The sequence below is a fragment of the Streptomyces glaucosporus genome (assembly GCF_039533345.1).
Taxonomy (GTDB): Bacteria; Actinomycetota; Actinomycetes; order Streptomycetales; family Streptomycetaceae; genus Streptomyces; species Streptomyces glaucosporus.
In genome coordinates, this window is sequence record NZ_BAAATJ010000001.1 from 391,567 (window position 1) to 418,566 (window position 27,000).

Annotated in this window: 27 protein-coding genes; 11 read left to right on the plus strand and 16 right to left on the minus strand. The window is 72.5% G+C overall.

Annotation, left to right across the window (positions count from 1 at the left end; all coding sequences use genetic code 11):
• Positions 1-3: 3 nt before the first annotated feature.
• Complete coding sequence (locus ABD358_RS01775) at positions 4-828, minus strand: maleylpyruvate isomerase family mycothiol-dependent enzyme (protein WP_344628968.1); 825 nt, start codon at positions 826-828, stop codon at positions 4-6.
• Between the two features lie 165 nt (positions 829-993).
• Here ABD358_RS01775 and ABD358_RS01780 point away from each other — a divergent pair, with 165 nt between their 5' ends.
• From ABD358_RS01780 to ABD358_RS01800, 5 genes are all read left to right on the plus strand, one after another.
• Positions 994-1,794: a carbon-nitrogen family hydrolase gene (locus tag ABD358_RS01780; protein WP_344629058.1), complete on the plus strand. Its 801-nt coding sequence runs from the start codon at positions 994-996 to the stop codon at positions 1,792-1,794.
• Positions 1,795-1,865: 71 nt separating this feature from the next.
• Complete coding sequence (locus ABD358_RS01785; protein ID WP_344628969.1) at positions 1,866-2,159, plus strand: YiaA/YiaB family inner membrane protein; 294 nt, start codon at positions 1,866-1,868, stop codon at positions 2,157-2,159.
• A gap of 56 nt (positions 2,160-2,215) precedes the next feature.
• A complete protein-coding gene (locus tag ABD358_RS01790) occupies positions 2,216-3,229 on the plus strand; it encodes an endonuclease/exonuclease/phosphatase family protein (protein WP_344628970.1) in 1,014 nt (337 codons plus the stop codon).
• Positions 3,230-3,632: 403 nt separating this feature from the next.
• Positions 3,633-4,226: an ALF repeat-containing protein gene (locus tag ABD358_RS01795; protein ID WP_344628971.1), complete on the plus strand. Its 594-nt coding sequence runs from the start codon at positions 3,633-3,635 to the stop codon at positions 4,224-4,226.
• A 250-nt stretch (positions 4,227-4,476) separates the two neighbouring features.
• Positions 4,477-6,333: an NHL domain-containing thioredoxin family protein gene (locus tag ABD358_RS01800; RefSeq protein ID WP_344628972.1), complete on the plus strand. Its 1,857-nt coding sequence runs from the start codon at positions 4,477-4,479 to the stop codon at positions 6,331-6,333.
• A gap of 205 nt (positions 6,334-6,538) precedes the next feature.
• Here the strand turns inward: ABD358_RS01800 and ABD358_RS01805 are convergent, their stop codons facing one another.
• The 3 genes from ABD358_RS01805 to ABD358_RS01815 form a co-directional block, all read right to left on the minus strand.
• A complete protein-coding gene (locus ABD358_RS01805; protein WP_344628973.1) occupies positions 6,539-6,769 on the minus strand; it encodes a DUF6458 family protein in 231 nt (76 codons plus the stop codon).
• 133 nt (positions 6,770-6,902) lie between these two features.
• Positions 6,903-8,204 carry a M18 family aminopeptidase gene (locus ABD358_RS01810; RefSeq protein ID WP_344628974.1) on the minus strand — a complete coding sequence of 434 codons (1,302 nt, stop codon included), beginning with the start codon at positions 8,202-8,204 and terminating at the stop codon, positions 6,903-6,905.
• A 187-nt stretch (positions 8,205-8,391) separates the two neighbouring features.
• A complete protein-coding gene (locus tag ABD358_RS01815; protein ID WP_344628975.1) occupies positions 8,392-10,218 on the minus strand; it encodes an acyl-CoA dehydrogenase in 1,827 nt (608 codons plus the stop codon).
• Between the two features lie 223 nt (positions 10,219-10,441).
• Here ABD358_RS01815 and ABD358_RS01820 point away from each other — a divergent pair, with 223 nt between their 5' ends.
• Positions 10,442-10,963, plus strand: a complete 522-nt coding sequence (locus ABD358_RS01820) for an SseB family protein (protein WP_344628976.1) — start codon at positions 10,442-10,444, stop codon at positions 10,961-10,963.
• A gap of 118 nt (positions 10,964-11,081) precedes the next feature.
• Positions 11,082-12,038, plus strand: coding sequence for a pirin family protein (locus ABD358_RS01825; protein ID WP_344628977.1), 957 nt, complete (start codon positions 11,082-11,084; stop codon positions 12,036-12,038).
• A 42-nt stretch (positions 12,039-12,080) separates the two neighbouring features.
• Here ABD358_RS01825 and ABD358_RS01830 read toward each other — a convergent pair whose 3' ends face one another.
• A complete protein-coding gene (locus ABD358_RS01830; protein ID WP_425576221.1) occupies positions 12,081-14,357 on the minus strand; it encodes a SpoIIE family protein phosphatase in 2,277 nt (758 codons plus the stop codon).
• A 188-nt stretch (positions 14,358-14,545) separates the two neighbouring features.
• Between ABD358_RS01830 and aspS the strand changes: the two genes are divergently transcribed.
• Entirely contained in the window at positions 14,546-16,312 is a 1,767-nt protein-coding gene (gene aspS, locus ABD358_RS01835) for an aspartate--tRNA ligase (RefSeq protein ID WP_344629059.1), read from the plus strand.
• A gap of 88 nt (positions 16,313-16,400) precedes the next feature.
• On the opposite strand, the gene ABD358_RS01840 is transcribed toward aspS, so the two are convergent.
• Positions 16,401-17,591, minus strand: coding sequence for a phospholipase D-like domain-containing protein (locus ABD358_RS01840; protein ID WP_344628979.1), 1,191 nt, complete (start codon positions 17,589-17,591; stop codon positions 16,401-16,403).
• A gap of 189 nt (positions 17,592-17,780) precedes the next feature.
• Between ABD358_RS01840 and ABD358_RS01845 the strand changes: the two genes are divergently transcribed.
• Entirely contained in the window at positions 17,781-18,344 is a 564-nt protein-coding gene (locus ABD358_RS01845; protein WP_344628980.1) for a P-loop nucleotide/nucleoside kinase family protein, read from the plus strand.
• A 203-nt stretch (positions 18,345-18,547) separates the two neighbouring features.
• On the opposite strand, the gene ABD358_RS01850 is transcribed toward ABD358_RS01845, so the two are convergent.
• The 3 genes from ABD358_RS01850 to ABD358_RS01860 form a co-directional block, all read right to left on the minus strand.
• Entirely contained in the window at positions 18,548-19,525 is a 978-nt protein-coding gene (locus tag ABD358_RS01850; protein WP_425576214.1) for an aminoglycoside phosphotransferase family protein, read from the minus strand.
• Positions 19,526-19,622: 97 nt separating this feature from the next.
• The gene (locus tag ABD358_RS01855) at positions 19,623-19,820 is read right to left on the minus strand and encodes a hypothetical protein (protein WP_344628981.1); all 198 of its coding nucleotides are present in this window, start codon (positions 19,818-19,820) and stop codon (positions 19,623-19,625) included.
• A 279-nt stretch (positions 19,821-20,099) separates the two neighbouring features.
• Complete coding sequence (locus ABD358_RS01860; protein WP_344628982.1) at positions 20,100-20,942, minus strand: alpha/beta fold hydrolase; 843 nt, start codon at positions 20,940-20,942, stop codon at positions 20,100-20,102.
• 94 nt (positions 20,943-21,036) lie between these two features.
• On the opposite strand from ABD358_RS01860, the gene ABD358_RS01865 reads away from it, so the two are divergent.
• Positions 21,037-21,627: a TetR/AcrR family transcriptional regulator gene (locus tag ABD358_RS01865; RefSeq protein WP_344628983.1), complete on the plus strand. Its 591-nt coding sequence runs from the start codon at positions 21,037-21,039 to the stop codon at positions 21,625-21,627.
• A 148-nt stretch (positions 21,628-21,775) separates the two neighbouring features.
• Here the strand turns inward: ABD358_RS01865 and ABD358_RS01870 are convergent, their stop codons facing one another.
• The 7 genes from ABD358_RS01870 to ABD358_RS01900 form a co-directional block, all read right to left on the minus strand.
• Complete coding sequence (locus ABD358_RS01870; RefSeq protein WP_344628984.1) at positions 21,776-22,207, minus strand: SgcJ/EcaC family oxidoreductase; 432 nt, start codon at positions 22,205-22,207, stop codon at positions 21,776-21,778.
• A gap of 241 nt (positions 22,208-22,448) precedes the next feature.
• Entirely contained in the window at positions 22,449-22,862 is a 414-nt protein-coding gene (locus ABD358_RS01875) for a VOC family protein (protein WP_344628985.1), read from the minus strand.
• A gap of 93 nt (positions 22,863-22,955) precedes the next feature.
• Positions 22,956-23,348, minus strand: a complete 393-nt coding sequence (locus ABD358_RS01880; protein ID WP_344628986.1) for a helix-turn-helix domain-containing protein — start codon at positions 23,346-23,348, stop codon at positions 22,956-22,958.
• Positions 23,349-23,436: 88 nt separating this feature from the next.
• Complete coding sequence (locus ABD358_RS01885) at positions 23,437-23,637, minus strand: DUF397 domain-containing protein (RefSeq protein WP_344628987.1); 201 nt, start codon at positions 23,635-23,637, stop codon at positions 23,437-23,439.
• Between the two features lie 23 nt (positions 23,638-23,660).
• Complete coding sequence (locus ABD358_RS01890) at positions 23,661-23,861, minus strand: DUF397 domain-containing protein (protein WP_344628988.1); 201 nt, start codon at positions 23,859-23,861, stop codon at positions 23,661-23,663.
• A gap of 10 nt (positions 23,862-23,871) precedes the next feature.
• A complete protein-coding gene (locus tag ABD358_RS01895; protein WP_344628989.1) occupies positions 23,872-24,726 on the minus strand; it encodes a helix-turn-helix domain-containing protein in 855 nt (284 codons plus the stop codon).
• Positions 24,727-25,381: 655 nt separating this feature from the next.
• Positions 25,382-26,269, minus strand: a complete 888-nt coding sequence (locus tag ABD358_RS01900) for an MBL fold metallo-hydrolase (RefSeq protein ID WP_344628990.1) — start codon at positions 26,267-26,269, stop codon at positions 25,382-25,384.
• 397 nt (positions 26,270-26,666) lie between these two features.
• Here ABD358_RS01900 and ABD358_RS01905 point away from each other — a divergent pair, with 397 nt between their 5' ends.
• On the plus strand, positions 26,667-26,954 hold the full coding sequence (locus tag ABD358_RS01905) for a lactococcin 972 family bacteriocin (protein WP_344628991.1): 288 nt from the start codon (positions 26,667-26,669) through the stop codon (positions 26,952-26,954).
• The last annotated feature ends 46 nt before the right edge of the window (positions 26,955-27,000 follow it).

The window sequence follows — 27,000 nt, forward strand, 5'->3', positions numbered from 1 at the left end:
GGCTCAGGGCGTGACGGCGAAGTGGGCGAGGATGGCGTCCGCGAGCTCCTGGTCGCCCTCGATCTTGAGGTTGTCGCGCACCGCCGAGGGCCGCACCCGCCCGCAGGCCAGCCGCACATAGGTCTCCCAGTCCATCGCCAGGGTGACCGCCGGCCCCAGCGAGACGCTGCCGTCCACCGTGCCCCGCCCCTCGGCGTCCACGCGGACGGTCCGCATGAACTCCACCGGCCCGCTCACGTCGACGACGACCGCCGTGTTCGGCGGCGCCCCGGCGTCCTTGGCGACCACCTTCGGCAGCCTCTCCAGCAGCACGTCGCGGGCGACGTGCGCGCCGGGGGAGTCCAGGTTGCCGGGCTTGCCCAGGGCCCGCCGCAGATCCTGCTCGTGCACCCACACGTCGAACGCCCGCAGCCGCAGTGCCTGCTCCAGGGGCATCTCCCGGCCGAGCGGGGTCATCACCATCGTCGAGGGATCGCGCTTCTCGTTCCGCAGCTGGCGCGACCGGCGGATGATCGTGTACTCCAGCTCGCTGGTCATCTCCGGCGCCGTGTGGCAGCGCCGGACGTCCACCTGGACCTCCAGACGGCGGCTGAGCTCGTCCCGCACGTGGAACAGGTCGCGCGGCAGCGTGTGGATCGGCCGGGGATCGCCCAGCATCTCGCACTCCGAACCGATGACGTGGGAGACGACATCGCGGATCGACCACCCCGGACAGTCGGTCGCGCGGTTCCACTCGCCCTCGACCAGCGGGGAGACCAGCTCGGATATCGCCTCGACGGAGTGGGCCCAGGCGTCGGCATAGGGCTGAAGGCTTGGGTGGTCGATCAACGGGACCCCTCGGATACGTGCCGAATACGTGTGGATGCTGTGGGTTCGCGGTTCGGGTGCTCTCAAGTTACGCTGCGCACGGGCAGCCCGACAGACCTTCGTATGACGATCGTAGGCTGCTTTCGAGCAGCGTTTGACCCCCTCGAAACCATGGACGGTGGTACGGTGCGCGCCTCCCTCATCCAGATCGGCGTGGATCAGGACGAACCAGTCGAAGCGCGCCGTGCGCGGGCCGCGTCCCTCGTCAGGGAGCAGGCCGCCGCCGACCTCGTCGTCCTGCCGGAACTGTGGACGGTGGGCGCCTTCGCCTTCGACTCCTTCACGGCGGCGGCGGAGCCGGTGCGCGGCCCCGGGGCGAGGACGGCCGAGGCGATGTCCGAGGCGGCCCGCGAGGCGCGCGTCTGGCTCCACGCCGGGTCCGTGGTCGAGCGCGCCACCGGGGAGTCCGGGGAGGCGGTGTACTACAACACCGCGCTGGTCTTCTCCCCCGACGGCGAACTGGCCGCCACGTACCGCAAGATCCACCGCTTCGGATTCGACCGGGGCGAGGCCACCCTGATGTCCGCCGGCGCCGAACCGGTCGCCGTCCCCCTGCCGGACACCACGCTAGGCCTGGCCACCTGCTACGACCTCCGATTCCCGGAGCTGTTCCGCGCCCTGACGGACGCGGGCGCGCAGACCCTCGTCGTCTCCGCGGGCTGGCCCGAGCGCCGCGCCGCCCACTGGTCCCTGCTGGTCCGCGCCCGTGCCGTGGAGAACCAGGCGTACGTCCTGGCCTGCGGTACGGCGGGCGCCCACGCGGGCGTCCCCCAGGCGGGCCGGAGCGTGATCGTCGATCCCTGGGGCGAGACGCTGGCCGAGGCGGAGGACGCGGAGGAGCAGGTGGTCGCCGCCGACCTGGACCCGGCGTACGTCGCCAAGGTCCGCGCGGACTTCCCCGTCCTGCGGGACCGTGTGCTGCGCTGAGCAGGGAACGCCGGGCGGCGCTGAGTAGCCGTACTCATGCGGTCCCGCCCGGCCCGCGCCACGCTGTGACCATGACCACGCCACCGGTGCAGCGGCCCATGACGGCCGCCTTCTACGTCCAGTCCGTGCTCTCCTTCGGGCTCTCCCTGCTGGCGGTGGGCCTCGGTGTCGCGTACCTGCCCCTGGGGCCGTGGGAGCGGGGCTTCCTGGCGCTCGGGGTCCTGTTCCTGGTCTCCTCCTCCTTCAACCTGGCCAAGTGCGTCCGGGACCGGCAGGAGATGCAGGAGGTCACCAGCCGGGTGGACAAGGCCCGCATCGACAAGCTGATCAGCGAGCACGACCCGTTCGACGCCAAGAACCTCTGAGAACCCCCGGGCCGCCGCCGCGCGTCACACCGGCCGGAGCGGCGGAAAGGCGGCACATGGCACGGGTACGGCGGGCACGCGCGGCCCTGCGGCGGTGGTGGGGCGAGGACGCGCGGGGCCGGACCGCCCGGACGCGGGGCCGGGCGGTCGCCGCGCTCGCCGCGGCGACCGCGGCCCTCATGGCGCTGCACTCCCTCGTCCCCGGTGCCCTGGGACTGGGCAGCCTGCTGGAGACCTTCCTGCCGTGGACGGGCCTGGCCGTCCCCGTCCTGCTGCTCCTGGCGCTGCTGCGCCGCTCGGCGCTCGCCCTGGCGGTGCTTCCGCTGCCCGCCGCCGTCTGGCTCGCCCTCTTCCACGGCGCCCTGGCGGGCGGCGCCCCGGCCCCGGCGCCCGGCACGGGGAGCCTCACCGTCGTCCAGCACAACATCGGCGACGCGAACCCCTCTCCGCGAGCCGCCGCCCGCGCCCTGGCCGAGGCCGGACCCGACCTCGTGGCCCTGGAGGAAGTGGTTCCCGCCACCCGGCCGGCCTATGAGGCGGAGCTGTCGCCCCGCCTCCCCCACCACGCGGTGGTGGGCACCGTGGGCCTGTGGTCGCGGTACCCGCTGACGGACGTCCGCCCGCTGGACGTCCGTCCCCCGGGTCTCGGACCCGACTGGAACCGGGGCCTGCGCGCCACCGCCCGCACCCCGTACGGGCCGGTCGCCGTCCACGTAGTCCACCTGCCCTCCGTCCGCCTCCGCGCGACCGGTTTCGACACCGCGCGGCGGGACGAGAGCGCGGAGCTGCTGGGCGCGGCCCTGGAGTCGGAGGAGCTGCCCCGGGTGCTCGTGCTGGGCGACCTCAACGCCACCCTGGACGACCGCGGCCTCGACCCCGTCCTGGAGCGGCTGGGCCCGCCGGACGCGGGCGCCGCGGACGGCTTCGCCTTCAGCTGGCCCGCTTCCTTCCCCGTCGCCCGCATCGACCACGTCCTGGCCCGCGGCGCGGCGGTCACCGGCCTGCGCACCCTGCCCGCCACGGGCAGCGACCATCTCCCGGTGGCGGCCCGCGTCACGTTTCCGTCCTGACGCGGGTTTCCGCCCTGGCGCAGCGGACCGGGGCCGGTCGGTGGCCTCCCCGGTTCCCGACGCGAGGGCCCGTTCCGGGCCGCGGGGTCCGGGGTGGACGCCGTGCTCCTCGCCGCAGCCGAGGCGGCTGCGCCTGCCTGCGGTAGGCGTGGTTGTCGAGGTGGTGGGACGGCATGTCCTCCCTCGCCTCCGGCCGATCACCGGCCGGTGGGGCGCGGCCGGACACGCCGCCACGGACCCACGGACCGTGGCGGGAGGTTTCGGACCCGCCGGCACCGCCGACCGGTCCCGGCTCGCGGCGATCAGGACCGCGGACGCCGCGGGATTCGGGCGGCGGTGTCGGTCTCCCCTGAAAGGATGCATTCGCTGCACATCGCGACTACGACACAAGGTGGTTGATTCCATGAGAACGACTCGCGCGACCCTCGCCGTGGCCGTCGGAGCCCTCGTCCCGACCCTGCTGTTCTCCACCCCGTCCTTCGCCGACACCGCGCAGCCGCCGGCCGCCCCCGCGGCATCGGAGACGGGCTCTCCCTATGACGGGATGGACGTGCACGACCTGCGCATCGAGATCCTCCGCATCCTGGCCGATCCCGACAGCGGCAGGCGTGTGACCGAGGAGGTCAACGAGCTCCTCGACAACGGCACCGCGGAGGAGATGCGCGCCTGGCTCGAGACCGGCTACCCGCTCGCCCAGGCCGAGGACGACAGGGTCGCCATCGCCAGGCTCCTGGCCGATCCCGACAGCGGCAGGCGTGTGATCAAGGAGGTCAACGAGCTCCTCGACAACGGCACCGCGGAGGAGATACGCGCCTGGCTCGAGACCGGCTACCGCCTCGCCCAGGCCGAGGATGACAGGGTCGCCATCGCCAGGCTCCTGGCCGACCGCACCATCAGCGACGCCCTGCGCGAGGCGGCGAACGCGGCCCTGGACGACGGCACCCCGGAAGTGCTGCGTCACTTCCTCGAGGTCGGCCGGTACGAGGTCGACGGCTAGGACCTGCCGTCCGGACCGGGGCTCGGGACCAGGCGTGATCCGGACCGCCCGTCCTGGGCCCGTCTCCGGAGCGGGCCTGTCCGGAGCAGGAGCGGGCTCGGGGGCCGCCGCCTCGTGGGAGGCGGCGGCCCCCGTCCGCCGTGGGCGGGGGCCGCCCGGAGGCCGTTCCTCCACGGGTCGGCGGCTCCGCCGCCGGCGCTTCGACCACCGCGCCCGCAGCCGCCGCCGGGCGCGGTGGCACGATGGACGGATGGCGAAACGCGTACGTGTGCGGGCTCCCGAGCTGGTCGGGGCAGGCGGCTGGCTCAACACCGGCGGCAAGGACCTGTCCCTGGCGGACCTCCGGGGCCGCATCGTGATCCTGGACTTCTGGACCTTCTGCTGCATCAACTGCCTGCACGTCATCGACGAACTGCGGGAGCTGGAGGAGGCGCACCGCGACACGGTGGTGGTGATCGGCGTCCACTCGCCGAAGTTCGTCCACGAGGCCGACCACGCGGCCGTCGTCGACGCCGTCGAGCGCTACGAGGTGCACCACCCCGTCCTGGACGATCCGGAGCTGGCCACCTGGAAGCAGTACGCGGTGCGGGCCTGGCCCACGCTCGTCGTGATCGACCCCGAGGGGTACGTCGTCGCCCAGCACGCGGGCGAGGGACACGTCCACGCCATCGCCAGGCTGGTGGAGGAGCTGGAGGCCGAGCACGCCGCCAAGGGCACCCTGCGGCGCGGCGACGGCCCCTACGTCCCGCCGGAGCCGGAGCCGACCGACCTGCGCTTCCCCGGCAAGGCGATCACCCTGCCCTCCGGGAACCTGCTGGTCAGCGACACCACCCGGCACCAGCTCGTGGAGCTGGAGCCGGACGGCGAGACGGTGGTGCGGCGCATCGGCGACGGGGAACGGGGCCTGGCGGACGGGCCGGCGGAGAAGGCCCGGTTCAGCGAGCCGCAGGGACTGGCGCTGCTGCCCGACGGCGGCGTGGCCGTCGCCGACACCGTCAACCACGCGCTGCGCCGCTACGACCCGGACACCGGAGAGGTGACCACCCTCGCCGGCACCGGCGCCCAGTGGTGGCAGGGCTCGCCCGCCTCCGGCCCGGCGCGCGAGGTGGACCTCTCCTCGCCGTGGGACGTGGCCTGGTGGGCGGACCGGCTGTGGATCGCCATGGCCGGCATCCACCAGCTGTGGACGTACGACCCGGCCGCGGGGACCGTGGCCGTGGCGGCGGGCACCACCAACGAGGGCCTGGTGGACGGCCCGGCGGACCAGGCGTGGTTCGCGCAGCCGTCCGGGCTGGCGGCGGACGGCGAGAGGCTGTGGGTCGCCGACTCCGAGACCTCGGCCCTGCGGTGGGTCGAGCGCGACGGGGACGGCGACGGGACGGGCTTCGCCGTCCGCACGGCCGTCGGCACCGGGCTGTTCGACTTCGGCCACCGCGACGGGGACGCCGGCCAGGCGCTGTTCCAGCACCCGCTGGGCGTCACCGTCCTGCCCGACGGCTCGGTGGCGGTGTGCGACACCTACAACCACGCGCTGCGCCGCTACGACCCGGCCGCCGGCGAGGTCACCACGCTCGCCACGGACCTGCGCGAGCCGTCCGACGCGGTCGTCGCCGGCGACGACATCCTGGTCGTGGAGTCCGCCCGCCACCGGCTGACCCGGCTGCGGCTGCCGGAGGAGGCCGTCCGGGTCGAGTCGGTGGCCCACCGCACGCGGCGCGAGGCGACCGAGGTGGCGCCGGGGAGGCTGAGGCTGGACGTGGTCTTCCAGGCCCCGCCCGGGCAGAAGCTCGACGAGCGCTACGGTCCCTCGACCCGCCTGCTGGTCAGCTCCACCCCGCCGGAGCTGCTGGCGGACGGCGCGGGCCAGGGCACCGACCTGGTCCGGGAGCTGACGCTCTCCGACGGTGTCGCCGAGGGGGTGCTCCACGTCTCGGCGATGGCCGCGTCCTGTGACGACGCCCCGGACATCGAGTACCCGGCCTGCCACGTCCACCAGCAGGACTGGGGCGTCCCGGTGCGCGTCACCCCCGGCGGGGTCTCCCGGCTGCCGCTGGTCCTGGCGGGGATGGACGACGGGGAGGAGCGGGAGACGGACCGGGCGGAGTGACGCCGGCGGGGGCCGGGGAGCGTCCGGAGACGGTCCCCGCCCCCGCCGGTCCGGGGCCGTACCGGTGTGCGCGTCCCCCGGCTCCCCGGGACCGCCGGTGCGCACGTGCCCGGCGGGTGGACGGTGTCGCGGCCCGGTCGCCCTCTCGGCGACCGGGCCGCTGTGTGTTCGACATCCCACCCGCGAGGGGGGAGCTCACGGCGCGTCAGGCGCGCCACTCGTGGCGGTGGGTCTCCTCGATCACGGGGGCCGCCGGGCTCGGCGCCTGCACGCGGCGGCGCTTGAAGATGCTGACGTACGACGCCAGCCCGATGAAGCCGACCGCCATCAGGATGAGGCCGACCAGGTCGAGGTTGACCCCGGAGATGTCCCAGTCCACCGCGAAGGCCAGGATCGCGCCCACCGCGATCAGCACGATGGTCAGTGCCATGCCCATGGATAACCGCCTCCGTCCGGCTGGTTGAGGGCCTGTCAACCAGCCGGGTACCCCGGGACGGCGCGGACATTCGGGGCGTCCCGGGACGCGGTGGACCGGACTCCCCGTCAGGAGGCCGGTGGAGGCGGGTTCCTCAGCCCTCCAGGAAGGCGACCAGGGTGTTCGCCAGCAGGTGGGGGTCGTCGGCGCCGCACAGCTCCCGCGCGGAGTGCATCGACAGGATCGCCACGCCGATGTCCACGGTGGTGATGCCGTGCCGGGCGGCGGTGATCGGGCCGATCGTCGTGCCGCAGGGCACGGCGTTGTTGGAGACGAACGACTGCCACGGCACCCCGGCCCGCTCGCAGGCCGCGGCGAAGACCGCGCGCCCGGTGCCGTCGGTGGCGTAGCGCTGGTTGACGTTCACCTTCAGGATGGGGCCGCCGTTGGGCATCGGGTGGTGGCCCGGGTCGTGGCGCTCGGGGTAGTTGGGGTGGACGGCGTGGCCGGTGTCCGAGGACAGGCAGACGGTGCCCGCGTACGCCCGCGCGCGGTCCTCGTAGGTGCCGCCGCGCGCGAAGACGGAACGCTCCAGCACGGTGCCCAGCAGCGGCCCCTCGGCGCCGGTGTCGGACTGGCTGCCGTTCTCCTCGTGGTCGAAGGCGGCCAGCACCGGGACGTACGGCAGTCCGCCCCGCTCCCCGTCCTGTTCGGCGACGGCGGCCAGCGCGGCCGTGGCGGCGTGGACGGAGAGCAGGTTGTCCAGGCGCGGCGCGGCGAGCAGTTCGCGGTCGCGGCCGAGGTAGGCGGGCGGTTCGACGCTGTGGACCATCAGGTCCCAGCCGGCGACGTCCCCGGCCCGCAGCCCCGCCTCGTCGGCGAGGAAGCCGATCAGGTCGCCCTCGTGGGTCTCGCCCAGGCCCCACAGGGGCGTCATGTGGCGCTGCCGGTCGAGCTTCAGCCCCTCGTTGGCCTGCCGGTCCAGGTGGATGGCGAGCTGGGGCACGCGCAGCAGCGGCCGGTCGACGTTCACCAGGCGGGTGGAGCCGTCGCGCAGGGTGAGCCGTCCGGCCAGGCCGAGGTCGCGGTCGAGCCAGGTGTTGAGCAGGGTGCCGCCGTAGATCTCGACGGCGACCTGCCGCCAGCCGGCCGATCCGGTGTCGGGGACGGGCTTGACGCGCAGGTTCGGGGAGTCGGTGTGGGCGCCGACGATCCGGAAGGGGGTGGCGGGTCCGGCGTCGGCGGGGACGTACCAGGCGATGATCGCGCCGCCGCGCAGCACGTACTTGCCGCCCGCGCTCCCGTCCCAGGCGTCGGTCTCCGCCACCCGGCGGAAGCCGGCCTTCTCCAGCCGCTCGGCGGCGCTCGCCACCGCGTGGTACGGGGTGGGGGAGGCCTGGATGAAGGACACCAGGTCGTCGGTGTGTCCGCGGTCGAAACGGCTGGAGTTGCTCATGGGTCCAGCATACGAACGGGGCAGACGGCGAGGGGCCCCGTTCCCCCCTGACCACGGGAACGGGACCCCTTGCGGCGGAGGTCCGCCCGCCGGTGACGGCGGGCGGACCTCCGGGCGCTGCGCCGCCCGGCGCCCCCCGGGGCCCGGAGCGCTGCCGGAACCCCTTCGGGGACGTCTCGGAGGGGCGTCAGAACGCCTCTTCGGGCAGCTCCATCACCGACAGGTCGGTGGCCTCGGCGATCTGCCGCTGGACGGCCAGGCCCGGCAGGACGTTGGCCGCGAAGAACTTCGCCGCCGCGATCTTGCCCTGGTAGAACGGCTTGTCCTTGGCGGAGGCGGCCGGCAGCTTGTCGGCGGCGACGGCGGCGCCCTTGAGGAGCAGGTAGCCGACGACGACGTCACCGGCGGCCATCAGCAGGCGGGTGGTGTTCAGGCCGACCTTGTAGATGGACTTGACGTCCTTCTCGGTGGCGGCCAGCTGGGTCAGCATGGTGCCGACGATGGCCTCCAGGTCCCCGGCGGCCTTGGCGAGCTGGTCGCGGGCCTCGGCGAGCTCCTCGCCGCCGGCGGCCTCGGCGAGGAACTTCTTGATCTCCTCGGACATCGCGGTCAGGGCCTGGCCCTGGTCGCGGACGATCTTCCGGAAGAAGAAGTCCTGGCCCTGGATGGCGGTGGTGCCCTCGTAGAGGGTGTCGATCTTGGAGTCCCGGATGTACTGCTCGATCGGGTACTCCTGGAGGTAGCCGGAGCCGCCCAGGGTCTGCAGGGACTGCGCGAGCTGCTCGTAGGACTTCTCGGAGCCGTAGCCCTTGACGATCGGCAGCAGCAGGTCGTTCAGGCGCTTGGCGGCGGAGGCGTCCTCACCGGCGGCCTCCTTCGCCAGGACCTCGTCCTGGACGGCGGCGGTGTAGAGCACCAGGGAGCGCATGCCCTCGGCGTACGCCTTCTGCGTCATCAGCGAGCGGCGCACGTCGGGGTGGTGGGTGATGGTGACGCGGGGGGCGGTCTTGTCCGTGAACTGGGCCAGGTCGGCGCCCTGGACGCGCTCCTTGGCGTACTCCAGCGCGTTGAGGTAGCCGGTGGACAGGGTGGCGATGGCCTTCGTGCCGACCATCATCCGCGCGAACTCGATGATCTTGAACATCTGGCGGATGCCGTCGTGCTTCTCGCCCAGCAGCCAGCCCTTGGCCGGGTGGTTGGCGCCGAAGGTCATCTCGCAGGTGTTGGAGACGCGCAGGCCCATCTTGTGCTCGACGTTGGTGGCGTAGACGCCGTTGCGCTCGCCGAGCTCACCGGTCTCCCAGTCGAAGTCGTACTTGGGGACGATGAACAGGGACAGGCCCTTGGTGCCCGGGCCGTGGCCCTCGGGACGGGCGAGGACGAAGTGGATGATGTTCTCGGACATGTCGTGCTCGCCCGAGGTGATGAAGCGCTTGACGCCCTCGATGTGCCAGGTGCCGTCCTCCTGCTTGACGGCCTTGGTGCGGCCCGCGCCCACGTCGGAGCCCGCGTCGGGCTCGGTGAGGACCATGGTGGAGCCCCACTGCCTGTCCGCCATGAGCTTGGCTATCTTCTTCTGCTCCTCGGTGCCCTCCTCGTGGAGGACGCCCGCGAAGGCGGGGCCGGACGCGTACATCCACACGGCCGGGTTGGAGCCGAGGATCGTCTCGGCGAAGGCCCACAGCAGGGAGCGCGGGACGGTGGTGCCGCCGATCTCCTCCGGGATGCCCAGCCGCCACCACTCGGCGTCCATGTACGCCTGGTAGCTCTTCTTGAAGGACGCCGGGACCGGCGCGGTGTTGGTCTCCGGGTCGAACACCGGCGGGTTGCGGTCGGCGTCCTCGAAGGATGCGGCGAGCTCGTTCTCGGCCAGCCGCGCGATCTCGGACAGGACGCTCTTGGCGGTTTCGACGTCCATCTCCGCGAACGGGCCGGTGCCGTACACCGTGTCGCGGCCGAGGACCTCGAAGAGGTTGAACTCGATGTCGCGGAGATTCGACTTGTAGTGCCCCATGGCGACGGCTCCGTAGTGGATAGGGAGGAGGGGTCCTCACATACGCGTACCGGTAAGTAGCTGTCATCATGCTACCCGTCGGTAATAAGAATCAACCCCGATCCGCCCGACTGTGACCGAACTCCTCCGAGGCGGACCGAGCGGGCCGGCCGCCGCCCGGGTTCCGGCCGGAAGCCGCTCCCGCCCTGGGTGGGGAGGGCCCGGAATCGATACTCTTGCGCCCATGTACGGCTACGACCAGACCGGAAACGCGGGCCGGCACGCCGGTCACGGCGGTCACACCGGCCACCCGGGGCACGGCGCGCACGCCGGACAGCAGCACTACGCCTCCCAGCAGCCGCCGCCCGCCTACGGCCAGCAGCAGCCGCCGCTCTACCCGGAGCCGTCGCCGCCGTCCCTCGCCGAGGCCGTACGGGCCTTCACCACGGGCACGATGTCCGCCGAGGACTTCCAGGCGGTCTTCGCCACCTCGAAGGTGTACTGCCCGCGCGGGGACACCCCCGGCTTCCTGGCCCTCCACAACACCCAGCAGCCGGTGATCCCGATGTTCACCACCCTCAAGGAGCTGCGGGCGTACGCGGGCAAGGACTCGAAGTACTTCGTGATCACCGGTGCGGAGGTGCTCGACCTGCTGCCCTCCGGCTACGGCTTCGTCCTGGACATGGAGGGGGAGCACCGGATCGTCTTCGACGCCAAGGCGGTGGAGGAGATGGTCGACTTCGCGATGCGCCGGATGTACGGCTGAGCCGGTGCGGCCGGGGTGCGCCGGGGCGCGCTCCGGCGTCCGCCCGCGGGATGCGCCCTGGTGAAACGTTGAACGTTTAACTACTATGGACTTCCGCGCCCTGCCGAGGAGGCCCGCCATGCCCGCGATCACCGTCGAGAACCCGCTCGCGCTGCCACGCGTCCCCGCGCCCGGCGAGGGGACCAGGCCCCGGCCCGTGCTCGCGGTGACCACCGCCCCCAGCGGCTTCGAGGGCGAGGGCTTCCCCGTGCGCCGCGCCTTCGCCGGCATCGACTACCGGCACCTCGACCCGTTCATCATGATGGACCAGATGGGCGAGGTGGAATACGAGGCCGGCGAACCCAAGGGGACGCCCTGGCACCCGCACCGGGGCTTCGAGACCGTCACCTACCTGATCGACGGCAGCTTCGTCCACCGGGACTCCGCGGGCGGCGGCGGCGTGATCAACGACGGCGACACCCAGTGGATGACAGCGGGTTCCGGACTGCTCCACATCGAGACCCCGCCGGAGGAACTGGTCGTCAGCGGCGGCCTCTTCCACGGCGTGCAGCTCTGGGTGAACCTGCCGGCCAAGCACAAGATGACCAGCCCGCGCTACCAGGACATCGGCGGCGGACGGGTGCGGCTCCTCAGCTCCGCCGACGGCGGCGCGCTGCTGCGGCTGATCGCCGGCGACCTGGCGGGCCACTCCGGGCCGGGCGTCACCCACACCCCGATCACCATGATCCACGCCACGGTCGGCCCCGGCGCCGAGGTCACGCTCCCCTGGCGCGAGGACTTCAACGGCCTCGCCTACGTCCTGGCCGGCCGCGGCACGGCCGGCGCCGAGCGCCGCCCGATCGAGCTGGGCCAGGCCGTGGTCTTCGGCGCGGGGGGCTCGGTGACCCTGGGCGCCGACCGCTCCCAGGACTCCCACACCCCGCGGCTGGAGGTCATCCTGCTGGGCGGCCGTCCCATCCGGGAGCCGATGGCGCACTACGGGCCGTTCGTGATGAACAGCCACGCGGAACTGGTCCAGGCCTTCGAGGACTTCAAGGCGGGCCGTCTGGGCCGCGTCCCGGCCGGCCACCTGTGAGGACCGCCCGCGCCTGAGGGCCGGGCCCCGGGGTGAACGGGGTCAGAAGTCCATGGGCGGGGCCGCGTCCTCGCGGATCTCGAACCAGATGCTCTTGCCCTCGCCCCTGGGCTCCACCCCCCACGCGTGCGCCACCATCTCCATCAGCAGCAGGCCGCGGCCGCGGGAGGCCAGCTCACCGGGGCTGCGGCGGTGGGGCGGCTCGTCGCTGCGGTCGGCGACGTCCACGCGCAGCCGGCGCGAGCCGTGCTCACCGGTCAGCTCGGCCACCACGGTGGCGTCCCCCTCCGTGTGGACCAGGGCGTTGGTCAGCACCTCCGACAGCAGCAGGACCGCGCCCTCCACCTGGTCGTCGACCGCCCAGTCGTACAGCAGCTCGCGCAGCTGGTGCCGGGCGTCGGCCACCCGGGCCGGCTCGTCCTGCCCGACGCGCATCACGATGCGGCGGCTGGGCGCGCGCCAGCGGGGCGGGGCGGGGGTGACGTCGCGGCTCAGCAGCAGCAGCGCGATGTCGTCCTCGCGTCCGCCGAGCCGCCTCATGGTCCCCGCCCCGGTGCCGGTCATATGGCGCTTCGGCGGGCCGTGCATGGTGCGGATCAGCTCGTCGGCGAGCGCCTCCAGCGAACCCTCGGAGTGGGACGCCAGCGCCTTCCGCAGCCGCTCCCAGCCGGTCTCGTAGTCCAGGCCGCCCGCCTCGACCAGCCCGTCGGTGCACATCAGCAGCGTCTGCCCCCGCTCCAGCACCAGACCGGTGACCGGGTAGTCCGTGTCCGCCTCGACGCCCAGCGGCGGCCCGGGCGTCACGGAGGGGGTGAGCACCGTGCCGTCGGGCATCCGGACCAGGGGGTCGGGGTGGCCCGCCCGCGCGATGTCGAGCGCGCCCGTGGCCGGGTCGACCTCCACGTACAGGCAGGTGGCGAAGCGGTGGTCGTCGTGGACCTCCTCGTTCTCGTCCCGGGGCAGGTACGCCTCGTCGTCCTCCAGCAGCTCCGCCAGGAAGCGGCTCGCCCGGGAGAGCACCGCGTCGGGCCGGTGCCCCTCCGAGGCGTACGCCCGCAGCGCGATCCGCAGCTGCGTCATGATCCCCGCGGCCCGCACGTCGTGCCCCTGCACGTCGCCGATGACCAGTGCCGCGCGCCCGGACGGCAGCACGATCACGTCGTACCAGTCGCCGCCCACCTGGAGGCCGCCGCCGACCGGCATGTACCGGCTGGCCAGCGCCATGCCCGGGACGGCCGGGCGGCGGCCGGCGCGCATGGTGCGCTGGAGGCTGTCCGCCAGCTCCCGCTTGGACTCCTGGACGTACACCCGCGACAGCGCCTGCGCGAGCATCCGCGCCACCGTCGTCAGGACGTACCGCTCGTCCGGGGTGAAGGCGACCGGGCCCTGGAAGGCGACCAGCCAGGAGCCGATGGTCCGTCCCCCCACCATCAGCGGCAGGTACGCCCAGGCGCGGTTGCCGTAGGTCTCGATGACGGACCAGACGGCGGGGAACCGGCGGCGGTACTCGTCGGGGGACGGCAGGTACACGGCCCGGCCCGTACGGACCACCGCGGCGCCCGGGTACTCGCTGTCCAGCGGGATCTCCTGGAACATCCGCTCCGTCCCGGAGTGCGGGCCGTAGGCCCCGATGGGGACCAGCCGGTCGCCCTTCACGCCGAAGACGGCCAGGTCGGAGGGTGAGAAGCCGGGCATCGACAGCTCGCCGGCGACCCGCAGCACCTCCGTCGTGGTCTGGGCCGCGGCGAGCGCCATCCCCGCCTCCATCAGGAACGACTCGCGGGACCGGCGCAGGTCCTCGCCGGCCGGGGCCTGCGTGCCGGGGGACCGCACGGCGGGCGTCCCCCCGGCCTCCAGGCCGCCCAGGGGGGCGGCCCCGGCCCGGGTGCCGTTCGGCGGGAGGTCCTCCTCCTCCGGCGGCGGGACGTCCTCCTCGTCCTCCGGTGGCCGCCCGGGCCGCCGGTAGGGCCTGGGGACCTCGGCGATCAGGCCGTAGATCACCAGGCCCCTCAGATCGGGCACCGGCTCCACGGACTGGTCGGCGGGGGCCATCCGGATGCGCACGTACCGCAGGATGGAGCCGTCCTCCGTCACCACCCGCATCAGCGCCTGGGCGATGGTGCCCTCGGCGACCACCAGGGCGGAGACGTTGTGCAGCTCGGCGTAGTCGATGGGGTGGAAGCGGGCGCGCAGGTCGTCCTCACGGAGGGTGACCGGCTCGGGCGGCAGTCCCAGCAGCCGGGCGGCCGTGGCGTCCAGGGTGCTCAGGCCCGTGTCGTTGTCCCAATGCCACAGGCCGGTCCGGGTGGCCGCCAGCATGTCCTCGATGCGCACTTTTCCACTTTATGTGGATATCGCGGTGGGCACCCGGCGGAGAAGGGCCGGGCGGTAGTCTGAGGCGTGCGTGTCCGCGCACCCCGGCCCGCGCGCCGGGCCCCTCCGGGGCGCACCCGCCGGCGGCAGCCGGCCGCCACAACGACCCGACAACCTGACGACTTGGACGAATGATGCATCGGTACCGGTCCCACACCTGCGGCGAGCTCCGTGCCGCGGACATCGGCAAGGATGTCCGCCTCTCCGGCTGGCTGCACAATCGGCGGAACCTGGGCGGCATCCTCTTCATCGATCTGAGGGACCACTACGGCATCGTCCAGCTCGTCGTCCGCCCGGACACCGCGCCGTACGAGGCCCTGAGCTCGATCTCCAAGGAGTCCGTCGTCCGCGTGGACGGGCAGGTCGTCGCCCGCGGCGAGGAGAACGTCAACCCCGAGCTGGCCACCGGCGAGATCGAGGTCGAGGTCGCCGAGGTGGAGGTGCTGGGCGGCGCCGACCCGCTGCCCTTCACCGTCAACACCGAGGACGGCGTCAACGAGGAGCGGCGCCTGGAGTACCGCTTCCTCGACCTGCGCAAGGAGCGCATGCACCGCAACATCATGCTGCGCTCGGCGGTCATCGCCGCCATCCGCCAGAAGATGACCGCGCTCGGCTTCAACGAGCTGGCCACCCCGATCCTGTCGGCCACCTCCCCCGAGGGCGCCCGCGACTTCCTGGTGCCCTCCCGGCTGCACCCGGGCAAGTTCTACGCGCTGCCGCAGGCCCCGCAGCAGTTCAAGCAGCTCCTGATGATCGCGGGCTTCGACCGCTACTTCCAGATCGCGCCCTGCTTCCGCGACGAGGACGCCCGCGCCGACCGTTCGCCGGGCGAGTTCTACCAGCTCGACGTCGAGATGAGCTTCGTCGAGCAGGAGGACGTCTTCGGCGTCATCGAGAAGGTGATGACCGAGCTGTTCGAGGAGTTCGGCGGCGGCCGCCACGTCACCTCGCCCTTCCCGCGCATCCCGTTCCGCGAGGCGATGCTGAAGTACGGCAGCGACAAGCCGGACCTGCGGGCCAAGCTGGAGCTGGTCGACGTCTCGGACGTCTTCGCCGGCTCGGGGTTCAAGGCGTTCGCCGACAAGCACGTCCGCGCCCTGGCCGTGCCCGACACCGCCGACCAGCCGCGCAAGTTCTTCGACCAGATGGGCGAGTTCGCCGTCGAGCTCGGCGCGAAGGGCCTGGCCTGGGTCCGCGTCGGCGACGAGGGGAAGCTGACCGGCCCGATCGCCAAGTTCCTCACCGAGGAGAACGTCGCCGCGCTGCTGGACCGGCTGGACGCCAAGCCGGGCACGGCGGTCTTCTTCGGCGCGGGCGAGTTCGACGAGGTCTCCAAGATCATGGGCGCGGTCCGCGTCGAGGCCGCCCGCCGCACCGGCCACTTCGAGGAGAACGTCTTCCGCTTCTGCTGGATCGTCGACTTCCCGATGTTCGAGCGGAACGAGGACACCGGCGCGATCGAGTTCTCCCACAACCCGTTCTCCATGCCGCAGGGCGGCCTGGAGGCGCTGGAGACCAAGGACCCGCTGGACGTCCTGGCCTGGCAGTACGACATCGTCTGCAACGGCGTCGAGCTGTCCTCGGGCGCGATCCGGAACCACGAGCCGGAGATCATGTTCAAGGCGTTCGAGATCGCCGGGTACAGCCGCGAGGAGGTCGAGCGGGAGTTCGGCGGCATGCTCCGCGCCTTCCACTACGGCGCCCCGCCGCACGGCGGCATCGCCCCGGGCGTGGACCGCATCGTGATGCTGCTGGCGGACGAGCCCAACATCCGCGAGACCATCGCCTTCCCGCTCAACGGCAACGCCCAGGACCTGCTGATGGGCGCCCCGAGCGAGGTCGACGAGGCCCGCCTGAAGGAGCTGCACATCTCGCTGCGCCAGCCGCCGCAGGCCAAGTAGCCACCGCGAGCCCCGCGAGCCCGCCGGGCCCGGAACCGCGCCGCGGTTCCGGGCCCGGACGCGTTCCGGGGTGCTTCTCCGGCGCCTCTCACAGGAAGCGGCGGATCGGCACGACCGCCAGCTCCCGCGCCCGCTGGGACAGCGGGCGCCTGCTCCACCGGCGGCCCTCGATGCGGACGCTGCGCCCGGTGTCCTCGTCGTAGTGCCCGTCCAGGGTCGCGGTGAAGTCCTCGTCCAGCACGACGAGCATGACCTCCTCGTCGTGCTCCAGGGAGCGCCGGTTGAGGTTGGTGGAGCCCACCAGCGAGGCGACGCCGTCCACGGTCACGATCTTGGCGTGCATCATCGTCGGCTGGTACTCCCAGATCCGCACCCCGCACGCGGTCAGGGCCTCGTAGTGGTTCTGCCCGGCCAGCCGGCACACCCGCTGGTCGGTGTGCTTCCCCGGCACGAGGATCTCCACCTCCACCCCGCGCCGCGCGGTGGCGCACAGCAGCTCGACGAAGTACGGGTCGGGCGCGAAGTACGCGGTGGCCAGCCGCACCCGCTCCTGCGCGCTCTCCAGCACCACCCGCAGCAGCGTCTGCATGTCCTGCCAGCCGAAACTGGCCGAACCGCGCACCACCTGCACCACCGCGTCGCCGGCCGGTTCGTGCCCGGTGAAGCGGTCCCGCTCGTCGAACAGGACGTCCGCGCACTCGGCCCAGTTCTGGGCGAACGCGGCGGCGATGCCGTCCACGGCCGGGCCCCGCACCCTCACGTGGGTGTCGCGCCACTCGGTCGCGTCGCGGGCGTCGCCGCACCACTCCTCGGCTATCCCCACTCCGCCGGTGTAGGCGGTCTCCTCGTCCACCACCAGCACCTTGCGGTGGCAGCGGTGGTTCTGCTTCAGCGGGGAGAGCCACAGCGGCCTGCGGAACCAGGCCACCTGCACCCCGGCCCGGTCCATCGCCTCCAGCAGGTCGGTCTCGATCAGCCGGGAGCCGAAGCCGTCCAGCAGCAGCCGCACCCGGACGCCCGCGCGGGCGCGGTCCGCCAGCGCCTCGGCGAACTCGCGGGCGATCGCGCCGCGCCAGTAGACGAACGTCATCATGTCCACGGTGTGCTCGGCGGACCGGATGCTCTCCAGCATCGCCGGGAAGATCTCGTCGCCGTTGCGGAGCGGGAGCAGGGCGTTGCCCTCGGTCGCCGCGATCCCGATCAGCCGCTCCAGCCGTCTGCGCAGCCGCTGCTTGCGGTCCTCGCCGATCTCCCCTGCGCGGTCGTGGCCGGTGTCCATGGCGCCTTCCCCGAAAGATCCCGACGGATTCGAAAGTCCTGTCGGATCCCGTATGCCCAGCTTCCGCCGGTGCAGGGACACCGGATGCCGTCCCGTACGCCGCCGCTGTGTCCGGCCCGCCTCCCGTGCCACCCTGGCAGCAGGGTGCCGCCGGCCGACGAGGCGGCTCCCGGCAGGAGGTGCACAGCCATGGGATCGTCCCTGGACCTGGCCCTGGGGCCCGCCGTGGTGGTCATCACCGGGGTGATGGCCTCGGGGAAGTCCACCGTCGCCCAGGAACTCGCCGAACACCTGCCGCGCACGGTGCACGTGCGGGGCGACATGTTCCGCCGGATGATCGTCTCCGGCAGGGAGGAGACGCTGCCCCGGCCCGAGGAGACCCCCGAGGCCGTCGCCCAGCTCCGCCTGCGCCACAGGATCTCCGCCACGGTGGCCGACCTCTACGCGGAGGCGGGCTGGACCGCCGTCGTCCAGGACGTCATCCTCGGCAAGGAGCTGCCCGAGTACGTCGCGATGGTCCGCACGCGTCCGCTGTACCTGGTCGTGCTCGCCCCGGACCCCGGGACGGTGGCGGAGCGGGAGGAGCTGCGGGAGAAGCGGGGCTACGGCCTGTGGACCGTGGAGCAGCTCGACCGCTTCCTGCGCGAGGAGACCCCGCGCATCGGCCTGTGGCTGGACAACTCCGGCCAGATCCCCGAGGAGACGGTGGCGGCGATCCTCTCCGGCCTCGACACCGCCCGCGTCCCCGGCTGAGCCCGTCCCGGCCCTTCCCGGCCGCCGACCCGGCCGCGGACCCGGCCCGGACGGCCCGCGCGGAGCCGGTGGCACGGCACCGTGTGGACCGCGCACAGCGCCCCGCACGGTGCCGTGCCCGGCACGCCGCCGGCTGGTGGGGGACGGCCGCTGACCCGCCGCCGTCCGGTCGTGTGCCGGTGCTGGGCACGGACGCTGCCCGCTCAGGCCGGCTTCCCGTACTCCCGGAAGACGGCGTCCAGGACGCGGCGTGCCTCCGCCTCCTGCGGCGAGCCGGTGCCGATGTGCTCCTCGAGCATGATCAGCGCCTTCCACAGCGTCCAGCCGCGCCCGCGGGCCCAGGTGGCGGGGTCGACGCCCAGCGTCTCCCGGAACGCCTCCCGGCTCTCGCCCGACAGGAACGTCCACGCGATCGTCACATCGCAGGCCGGATCACCGACGCCCGAGCACCCGAAGTCGATGACGGCGGCCAGCTTCCCGTCCCTGATCAGCAGGTTCCCCACGGAAACGTCGCCGTGGAACCACACCGGCGGGCCGTCCCAGGCGGCGGCCAGGGCCGTCTCCCAGATCTCCGCGGCCAGGGCGCCGGGGATCCGGTCGCCCAGCGCCCCGATCGCGCGGCGGGTCTCGGCGTCGTAGGTCGCCACCGGTGCGCCGCGGTAGCAGCTGTGCGGCCCCGGCCCGGGACCGTCCGCCGGGTCGCACCGCCGCAGGGCGGCCAGGAAGCCGGCGAGCGTCACGGCGAACTCCGTCAGGTCGCCGACGCGTCCGACGGCCGCGGTCTCGCCCTCGATCCACCGGTAGACGGACCACTGGTAGGGGTAGCCGAAGGCGGGCTCCCCCTGGGCCAGCGGGGTGGGGACGGGCAGCGGCAGCCTCGGCGCGAGCACCGGCAGCCAGCGCTGCTCCTTGGCGACCTGTCCGGCGTACCAGTCGCCGCTGGGCATCCGCACGGTCATCTCGTCGCCGAGGTGGAAGGTCCGGTTGTCCCAGCCGCCGAACTCGACCGGACGGACGGGCAGTCCGGCCCACCGGGGGAACTGCGCGGCGACCAGCCGCCGCACCAGCGCCGTGTCGGTCGGCGGGAGGATCCGCCCCGCCACGGGCGCCTCGACCGGCGCGTGCCCGTCCCCCGGAGGCGGCCCGCTTCCGTGCGGGGAGTCCCCGGGGGCGGTGGACACGTCCGTTCTTCCTCGTGGAGTGCTCATCCCCCAACCGTCCCGGAGGCCGGGGTGAGATCGCCACGGCTTTTCCTCCGGGACGGCGCCCGTCACCCGCTCAGGACGCGACGTCCGCGGTGATGCTCCATCGGCCGATCTCGCGGTGGGCGGAGTCGGTGACGGCCGAGCCGTCGCCGGGCTTCAGGTCGTAGTGGTGGAGGTTGCCGCCCCAGTACCGCAGGATCCGGCCCAGTTCGCGGGCGGCGTCCTCACCGGACGCCATGCCGTCCATGTCGACTTCGAGAAGGAACTTCACTCCAGGGCCTCCGCTCAACGGGCGTGATCGATGGGATCGCCGGCCGGCGGATTCAATTGTTTCATTGACCTTCCCTGTGAAGGTTTCGAAGATCAGATCCCCGATTTCAGCGGCTCTCACTCCTCAGAGCCTCAAAGGGCTTCGAGCTCCGGGGGGCACTTCGGCGAGTCCGGTCCGTCGTCCCACAAGCCGGTGGCGCGGGCGTACTCCTGCGCCCCGGCCGCCGGTCCCGCGACCGGCGGCCGGGGCGGGCGAGGGAGGGCCCCCCGCCCGTCCGGGTCACCTGCCGACGAAGGCCAGCAGCGCCTCGTTGACCTCGGCGGCGTGCGTCCACAGCAGGCCGTGCGGGGCGCCCTCGATCTCGACGTACTCGGCCTCCGGGAACGCCTTGTGGAAGGGACGTCCGGTGGAGTCGACCGGAAGGATGCCGTCCTTCGTGCCGTGGAGGATCAGCGACGGCTTGCCGGCGGCGCGGACGGCGGCCACGTCCTCGCGGAAGTCCTCGATCCAGGCGGACACCACCGCGTGGGCGGCGACGGGGGCGGAGGCGGTGGCGGTGTTCCAGTTGGCGGTGACGACCTCCTGGCTGATCCTGCTGCCGAGGTTCTCGTCCAGGTTGTAGAAGTCCTTGAAGAACTGGGTGAACCAGGCGTAGCGGTCCTTCCGCGCGGCGTCGGCGATGCCGTCGAACACCGACCGCGGCACTCCGGTGGGGTTGTCGTCGGTCGCCACCAGGAACGGCTCCAGTGAGGCGAGGAACGCCAGCTTGGCGATCCGCTCGTGTCCGTAGGTCCTCACGTAGCGGGCGAGTTCGCCGGTGCCCATGGAGAACCCGACGAGGATGACGTCGCGCAGGTCCAGCGTCTCCAGGAGGGTGTTCAGATCGGCGGCGAAGGTGTCGTAGTCGTAACCGGTGCCGGCCTTGGCGGACCGGCCGAAGCCGCGGCGGTCGTAGGTGATGACGCGGTGGCCGGCGGCGAGCAGTTCGCGGGTCTGGAGCTCCCAGCTGTGCCCGTCGAGGGGGTAGCCGTGGATGAGGACGACCGGCCGGCCGGAGCCCTGGTCCTCGTAGTAGAGGTCGATGGCGGTGCTGTTCTCGGTGCCGACGGTGACGTAGCCCATGGGAGCACTCCCTCCGATGCGGAGAACGGTCGTTCTCCGGCTGTGTCGACTACAGTAGAGAACGATGGTTCTCCATGCAAGGGGGGTTTCCGTGATGGACGAGGCGACGGCGCGCGAACGGGTGGTGTCCACCGCCGACCGGCTGTTCTACACACGCGGGGTCCAGGCCGTCGGCATGGACGCCGTCCGCACCGAGTCCGGCGTCTCGCTGAAGCGCATCTACGGCCTGTTCCCCTCCAAGGACGACCTCGTCCTCGCCGTGCTGCGGCACCGGACCGAGCGGTGGAACGCCGGCATCGCGGGCGCCCTCGCCGGCGCCGGCACGCCCCGCGAGCGGCTGCTGGCCGTCTTCGACTTCCTGGCCGGCTGGTTCCGCGAGGACGACTTCCGCGGCTGCGCCTTCATCAACGTGTTCGGCGAGCTGGGCGGCGGCAGCGATAGGGTCGCCGAGGCCGTCCGCGAGCAGAAGGCGTCCTTCCGGAGGCACGTCGCCGAGCTGGTCCGCGAGGCCGGCGGCCCCGACCACCTCGCCCCCCAGCTCGTCCTCCTCGCCGAGGGCGCCCAGACCACGGCCGCCATATCGGGGGATCCCGGTACCGCGGCCCACGCCCGCGCCGCCGCCGACACCCTCATCCGGTGCGCGCTCGGGGACGCGGGGGACGCGGAGGGCACGACCGAGGCGTGAGCACCGCGTCCGCGCCCCGGCCCGGACGCGCGACGGCCCCCGGAAACCGCCGGCGGGCGGGGACCCCGTCCCGTCCCCGGAGACGGTGTCCCGAAAGGAACGCGGTCCCGTGGCCCCGGGACCGCGGGACCGGCCGGGGCGGGCGACGTCAGGCCGACGGGGGGTCGATCGCGGTGTTCTGGCCGGCCGCGATCCTCCAGCCGTCCGCTCCCCTGGCGATCACGTGGAGCGTCGCCCCCCGGGTGCCCTCGACCGGCTCCCCCGAGCGGTCGGTGGGAGTCTGCGACACATTCACGGCGATCACGTCGGGGGTGATCTCCAGCAGCTTGACGATGTCGTACCGCGCGTGGGAGTCGCGCAGGAAGCCCTTCATCGCCGGGGCGCTGAACTCGGCGATCGCCTCGCGACCGTCCAGGCGCGTGCCCATGGCGTTGGTCCAGGAGGCCTCCCGGGCGAAGCACTCGCTCAGCGCGACGGGGTCCTTGGCGTTGAACGCCTTCTCCAGCCTCTTCACCACCTCGGTCACCGCCGCCCGGGTCTCCGGCGAAATGGCTCCGACCACAAGGATTTCGTTCGTCATGGCAGTTCCTCTCGGTACCGGGCACCGTCCGGGGCGACGGTGGTCGCCGCTGCCGAACACCCAACATGCTCAACCGGACTTGAGGTCAAGACGGGGGAGGACCTCCACGGACACCGGACCGGCGGGCGGTGGGAGCGCGGGGCCGTCGGCACCGTGCCGACCGCGTGCGCCCCGGCCCGGACGCGCGACGGCCCCCGCGCGGGCGGTCGGGACCGTCGCGCGGGGGCCGTCGTGCGGTGCTTCAGGAGGTCTTGGGCTGGGTGAAGCGGATGCGGTTGCCGAAGGGGTCGCGGAGGCCGCAGTCGATGCCGTACGGGCGCTCGGTGGGCTCCTCGGTGAACTCCACGCCCTTGGCCAGCAGCGTCTCGTACGTCTTGCGGCAGTCGTCCGTGGTGAGGATGACCCAGCCGCCCATCGCGCCCTTGGTCACCAGCTCGCGGACCTGCTCCGCGGTCTCCTCGGACATCGCCGGGGGGCCGGGCTTCTCCAGCAGGATCTGCCGCTCCGGGTGGCCGGGGACGCTGACGGTCAGCCAGCGCATGAGGCCCAGGTCGACGTCGGCGGCGACCTCCAGGCCGAGCTTGCCGACGTAGAAGTCGAGGGCCTCGTCCTGGTCGAGGACGTAGATCGCGGAGTGCGTGATGGCGTTGAACATGTTCCCCACGCTACTGAGCGGGCCGGGCGGAAACTTATCCAAAACTGCTCGACCGGCGGCCGGTGCGGGGCCGGTGCCCGGGAGCGCGGACGGTCAGGCGCTCGGCCGCGTCCACGCCATCGTGAAGCACGTCGGGACGCCCATGGCCGCCGCTTCCCTGCGGTACTCCCTCGGCGACCGGCCGACGATGTCGCGGAACGTGCGGCTGAAGGTCCCCGGGCTGCCGAAGCCGACCTCGAAGCAGATGTCCGTCACGCTGCGGTCGGTCTCCCGCAGCAGGAACATCGCCCGCTCGACGCGGCGGCGCTGGAGGTAGCGGTGCGGCGTCTCGCCGAAGGTGGCGCGGAAGGTGCGCGTGAAGTGCGCCTGCGACACGTGGGCGATCCGGGCCAGGGCCGGGACGTCGAGCGGCTGCGCGTAGGCGCGGTCCATCGCGTCCCGGGCGCGGAGCATGAGGCGGTTGGTCTCTTCGGCGGCGCGGCTCACGCTGCCATCCCACCACGATCACCGCGCCCGCGGCAGGCCGGCGTGCGTTCCCGGCGCGCGGAGGGCCTCGCCCGCGGCTTCCGGGCGGTCATTCGGCGAAGTGGTCGAACTCGCCCGCCTTGACGCCCAGGAGGAATGCCTCCAGCTTGGCGGGCGTGGTGACGACGATCTCGTCGGGCCTGCTGCTCTCACGCATGAGGACGCGGTCGCCGTCCCGGGCGATCTCGATGCAGTTGTTCCCGCCTTCTCCTCCGCAGGACGTTTTGTGCCACTCGACGGGTGCGGACATGTGGGAGCCTCGCTCTCCTCCGGTCAGCGTGTGAGGTGGTCGAACTCGCCCGCCTTGGCGCCGCGGATCAGCGCCCGGAGCGCGTCGGGGGCGACGGTGAGGACCTGCTCGGGCCGCTCGCTCTCCCGGACCATGACCGCCCCGGCATCGGAGCGGACCTCGATGCAGTTGTTCCCGCCGCCCTGACCGCAGAAGGAGGACTTTTGCCAATCGCCTCGTGACATTCTCAACCTTTCACAACTGCCGCATGATCTCGTGGATGGTGTCCCGCGACTTCCTGACGCTCAACGAGCGCTTCTCCATCGAGGAGAGGAGACTCCTGTACGACTTCAACTGCGCTTCGGCGTAAAGGAAGATGGGGCCGTGCGTGGAGTCGAGGTGGACCGTGTCGAGTTGCTGAACCGCGCCGCCCGCATACAGTACGGCTGACCCGGAGCCCGCGAACCCGTCGGCGTCGAACGGCACTACACGCACGGTGAAGTGCGGATGTTCGGACAGCTCCAGCAAGTGCTTGAGCTGCGCTCGGGTCACGTCCCGGCCGCCGAAGCGCATGCGCAGCGCGGCTTCGTGGACGAGAGCGGTGACGTCAGGCGGATTGTCCCTCTCCAGGATTCTGATGCGCTGGGTGCGATGTGCGGTCCTCGCCTCGATTTCCTTCTTGTAGAGGGAAGGGCGGAGGCCGAAGCTGAACACGGCCCGCGCGTAGTCCTCTGTCTGGGCGAGGCCGGGGATGTGTGCGACCTGGAACGAGCGCAGGTAGGTGGCCTTGTCCTCCAGCTCGGTCACGTCCAGGTACCCGGAGGGAAGGATTCCCCGGTACTCCTCCCACCAGCCCTTGGTCCGATCCGTGGCCATGGCGGCGAGGGCCTCGACATACGCCTCGTCATCGCATTTGTAGGCGCTGGCGAGGGTGCGCACCCGCTCCGCGCTGACGCCGAAGCGCGCGGTCTCCATGTGGCTGATCTTCGTGTGGTCTATGCCGAGGACCGCCGCGGCCTCGCGGGCGTTGTAGCCCGCGGCTTCCCTCATTTTCCGCAGCTCCGCGCCAAGTCGCCGCTGACGAGCGGTCGTCACTGTCCTCGGTGGCATGTCACAAGTCTGCCCCTTACGAGTGACGTCGGCCCAAGAGTATCTACGTTGTTCCTAGGGTTCTGGTAGCTACATAGATACCAAATCGTCCGGCTTGGCGAGTATGCCGTGAGCACCGGTGAACCCGCAGTGCAGTCGGCCTCCCCTGCCCGCGTGCCGGTGCGGGGGTGGCCGACCGAGCCACGGTGGTGGGCGCGGGTGCTCGACCCTCGGAACACGTTGGGAGACGCAGATGACCGTGACCACCCCGGACAGGACCGCGACCGTCTGCCGGCTGGCCGCCCCCGCCATACCGACCACTCCCGGAGTGGCCCGCGAGACGGTCGCGGCGTGGCTGTGGGCCGCAGGGCACCGCGGTCTGCTGGACACCGCCCGGACGCTGGTCAGCGACGTGGTGACGAACGTGGTCGTCCACACCGGCGCGCCCCGCCTGTCGGTGGAGGCTGCCGTCACGCGCCTGGGCGCGGTCGTCTCCGTCTGGGACGGCGACCAGCGGGGCATTCCGCGCCTGCGCCGCCCGCACACGGAGGACACGTGCGGGCGCGGGCTGTACCTGGTGGAGGCACTCAGCCACGCGTGGGGCGTGACGTGGACCGGAGCCGCGGAGTCCGCCGAGCCCGCCGGAGCCGCCGGTACCGGTGGCAGCGCCGGGCGGTCACCAGCGGACCGCGGTGAAGTCGATGGGACGGGGGCGGAGCAGCCGGGTGCGCTCCGCCAGCCGCCGCAGCCGCTCGGCCATCTCGTCGGCGGGCAGGCGCCGCCGGTCGCCGTGGCCGGGCAGTACCCACTCGAAGCGCAGCCGCCCGGCCGTGCGCGCCAGGGAGGCGGCCAGTTCCTCGATGGAGTACCAGGTGACGCTCTCCACCACTTCGAGGTCCGCCGTGGTGCGCGACCAGTAGAAGCTGTCGCCGCTGAAGCAGTACCGCCCGTCCGCCAGGTAGAGCACGCTGCCGCGGGTGTGGCCGGGGAGGGGGTGGGCCACCACCCCGTCGGCGATCTCCACGGGGTCGGTGCCGCGCAGGACGCGGTCGGCGTCCGGGGCGGCGTCGAGGTCGCCCTCGTGGATCCACAGCCGGGCGCCGAAGCGGTCGGCGTACCGGCGGCCGTGTGCGGCGTGGTCGCGGTGGGTGAGCAGGACGTCGGTGACGGGGCCCAGTTTCTCGTACCGCGCGGCGAGCGAGGTGCTCCAGCGCGGGGTGTCCACCATCATCACGGTGCCGTCGGGGCGGCACAGCAGGTAGGAGTTGGCCCCGGCCGTCTGCCGGGAGTTGTGGCCGCACAGGTGCACGGTGTCGTCCAGAGCCATCGGGAAGGGGTCCAGGGCCGCGTCCAGCCGTCCGTCCGGGGGGTGCACGGACCGGGTGTGGCAGGCGTACGCGGCGGCGTGGAGGCTCCGGATTTCGGCCTGGTCGCGTGGCTGGCGGAGGACGACCGACCGTCCGTCGGCCTCGCCGATCAGGTCCGGGGCGAGCTGCCGTGCGACGTCGCAGTTCGTGCACCGCGCGTCCACCCACCAGTCGCCCGCTAACCGCTCTTCACCCATGTCCCGGCTCCTCTCCCGGTGTGTCCGCCGACGGTAAGCCTTACCCCCGGCACCCGTGCGTGTACCCCTTCGGGCCGTCCCGGACCGCCTGTCCGGACTCGCCGCCCGCGACTCCGCGCCGAGGACATGATCGATTTTGAGCCATGGGGCGGTGCGGGCCGCCGATGGCGGTGCACGCGCCCCTCCCCCTTCCGGTGGCGTCCGCCGGACACCGGGCGGCGCAGCCCCGGTGGGCCTGGCGGGCTGCCGCGCGGAGCGCCCGGGAGGAGGTCGTATCGATCATGTTTGCGGCTTCACGCCACCTCCTCCCTTGGCCGGAAATCCCTTTGATCGGTGATCGCTTCGTGAAAGGCTCCTTCTTGATCTTGGTCATGTCCATGCGAAAGAAGGTTTCATCATGGCTTTCAAGCGCAGCCTGAAGCTCGCGGCCGCCGCCGGCATCCTCGTCGTGGCCGGTGCCACCCCGGCCCTGGCCACCGTCGTCAGCGTGGGCGGCGGCACCTGGGACTACGGTGCCGGCACGGCCAACGTGTGGTCGGACTACTACCACAAGGACAAGTGCCACAGCTCGACCTCCGTCGGCAAGTACATCGACAGCGACGAGGCCGCCAAGGGCTCCTGGTCCATCACCCAGGCCCCGGTCAAGCTGAGCGGCAACGAGAGCTACTACAGCACCACCTGCTGACCCCGGGCCGCGCCCAGCGGCCCGGCCTCACGGCGACGAGCGGTCC

Coding starts and splice junctions, on each gene's coding strand:
- ABD358_RS01815 (WP_344628975.1), bottom strand. CDS start 10,218: ATGGGGCACTACAAGTCGAATCTCCGCGACATCGAGTTCAACCTCTTC.
- ABD358_RS01875 (WP_344628985.1), bottom strand. CDS start 22,862: ATGTTCAACGCCATCACGCACTCCGCGATCTACGTCCTCGACCAGGAC.
- ABD358_RS01890 (WP_344628988.1), bottom strand. CDS start 23,861: ATGTCACGAGGCGATTGGCAAAAGTCCTCCTTCTGCGGTCAGGGCGGC.
- ABD358_RS01790 (WP_344628970.1), top strand. CDS start 2,216: ATGGCACGGGTACGGCGGGCACGCGCGGCCCTGCGGCGGTGGTGGGGC.
- ABD358_RS01870 (WP_344628984.1), bottom strand. CDS start 22,207: ATGACGAACGAAATCCTTGTGGTCGGAGCCATTTCGCCGGAGACCCGG.
- ABD358_RS01845 (WP_344628980.1), top strand. CDS start 17,781: ATGGGATCGTCCCTGGACCTGGCCCTGGGGCCCGCCGTGGTGGTCATC.
- aspS (WP_344629059.1), top strand. CDS start 14,546: ATGCATCGGTACCGGTCCCACACCTGCGGCGAGCTCCGTGCCGCGGAC.
- ABD358_RS01805 (WP_344628973.1), bottom strand. CDS start 6,769: ATGGGCATGGCACTGACCATCGTGCTGATCGCGGTGGGCGCGATCCTG.
- ABD358_RS01810 (WP_344628974.1), bottom strand. CDS start 8,204: ATGAGCAACTCCAGCCGTTTCGACCGCGGACACACCGACGACCTGGTG.
- ABD358_RS01840 (WP_344628979.1), bottom strand. CDS start 17,591: ATGGACACCGGCCACGACCGCGCAGGGGAGATCGGCGAGGACCGCAAG.
- ABD358_RS01865 (WP_344628983.1), top strand. CDS start 21,037: ATGGACGAGGCGACGGCGCGCGAACGGGTGGTGTCCACCGCCGACCGG.
- ABD358_RS01785 (WP_344628969.1), top strand. CDS start 1,866: ATGACCACGCCACCGGTGCAGCGGCCCATGACGGCCGCCTTCTACGTC.
- ABD358_RS01905 (WP_344628991.1), top strand. CDS start 26,667: ATGGCTTTCAAGCGCAGCCTGAAGCTCGCGGCCGCCGCCGGCATCCTC.
- ABD358_RS01885 (WP_344628987.1), bottom strand. CDS start 23,637: ATGTCCGCACCCGTCGAGTGGCACAAAACGTCCTGCGGAGGAGAAGGC.
- ABD358_RS01820 (WP_344628976.1), top strand. CDS start 10,442: ATGTACGGCTACGACCAGACCGGAAACGCGGGCCGGCACGCCGGTCAC.
- ABD358_RS01830 (WP_425576221.1), bottom strand. CDS start 14,357: ATGCTGGCGGCCACCCGGACCGGCCTGTGGCATTGGGACAACGACACG.
- ABD358_RS01860 (WP_344628982.1), bottom strand. CDS start 20,942: ATGGGCTACGTCACCGTCGGCACCGAGAACAGCACCGCCATCGACCTC.
- ABD358_RS01895 (WP_344628989.1), bottom strand. CDS start 24,726: ATGCCACCGAGGACAGTGACGACCGCTCGTCAGCGGCGACTTGGCGCG.
- ABD358_RS01800 (WP_344628972.1), top strand. CDS start 4,477: ATGGCGAAACGCGTACGTGTGCGGGCTCCCGAGCTGGTCGGGGCAGGC.
- ABD358_RS01900 (WP_344628990.1), bottom strand. CDS start 26,269: ATGGGTGAAGAGCGGTTAGCGGGCGACTGGTGGGTGGACGCGCGGTGC.
- ABD358_RS01825 (WP_344628977.1), top strand. CDS start 11,082: ATGCCCGCGATCACCGTCGAGAACCCGCTCGCGCTGCCACGCGTCCCC.
- ABD358_RS01795 (WP_344628971.1), top strand. CDS start 3,633: ATGAGAACGACTCGCGCGACCCTCGCCGTGGCCGTCGGAGCCCTCGTC.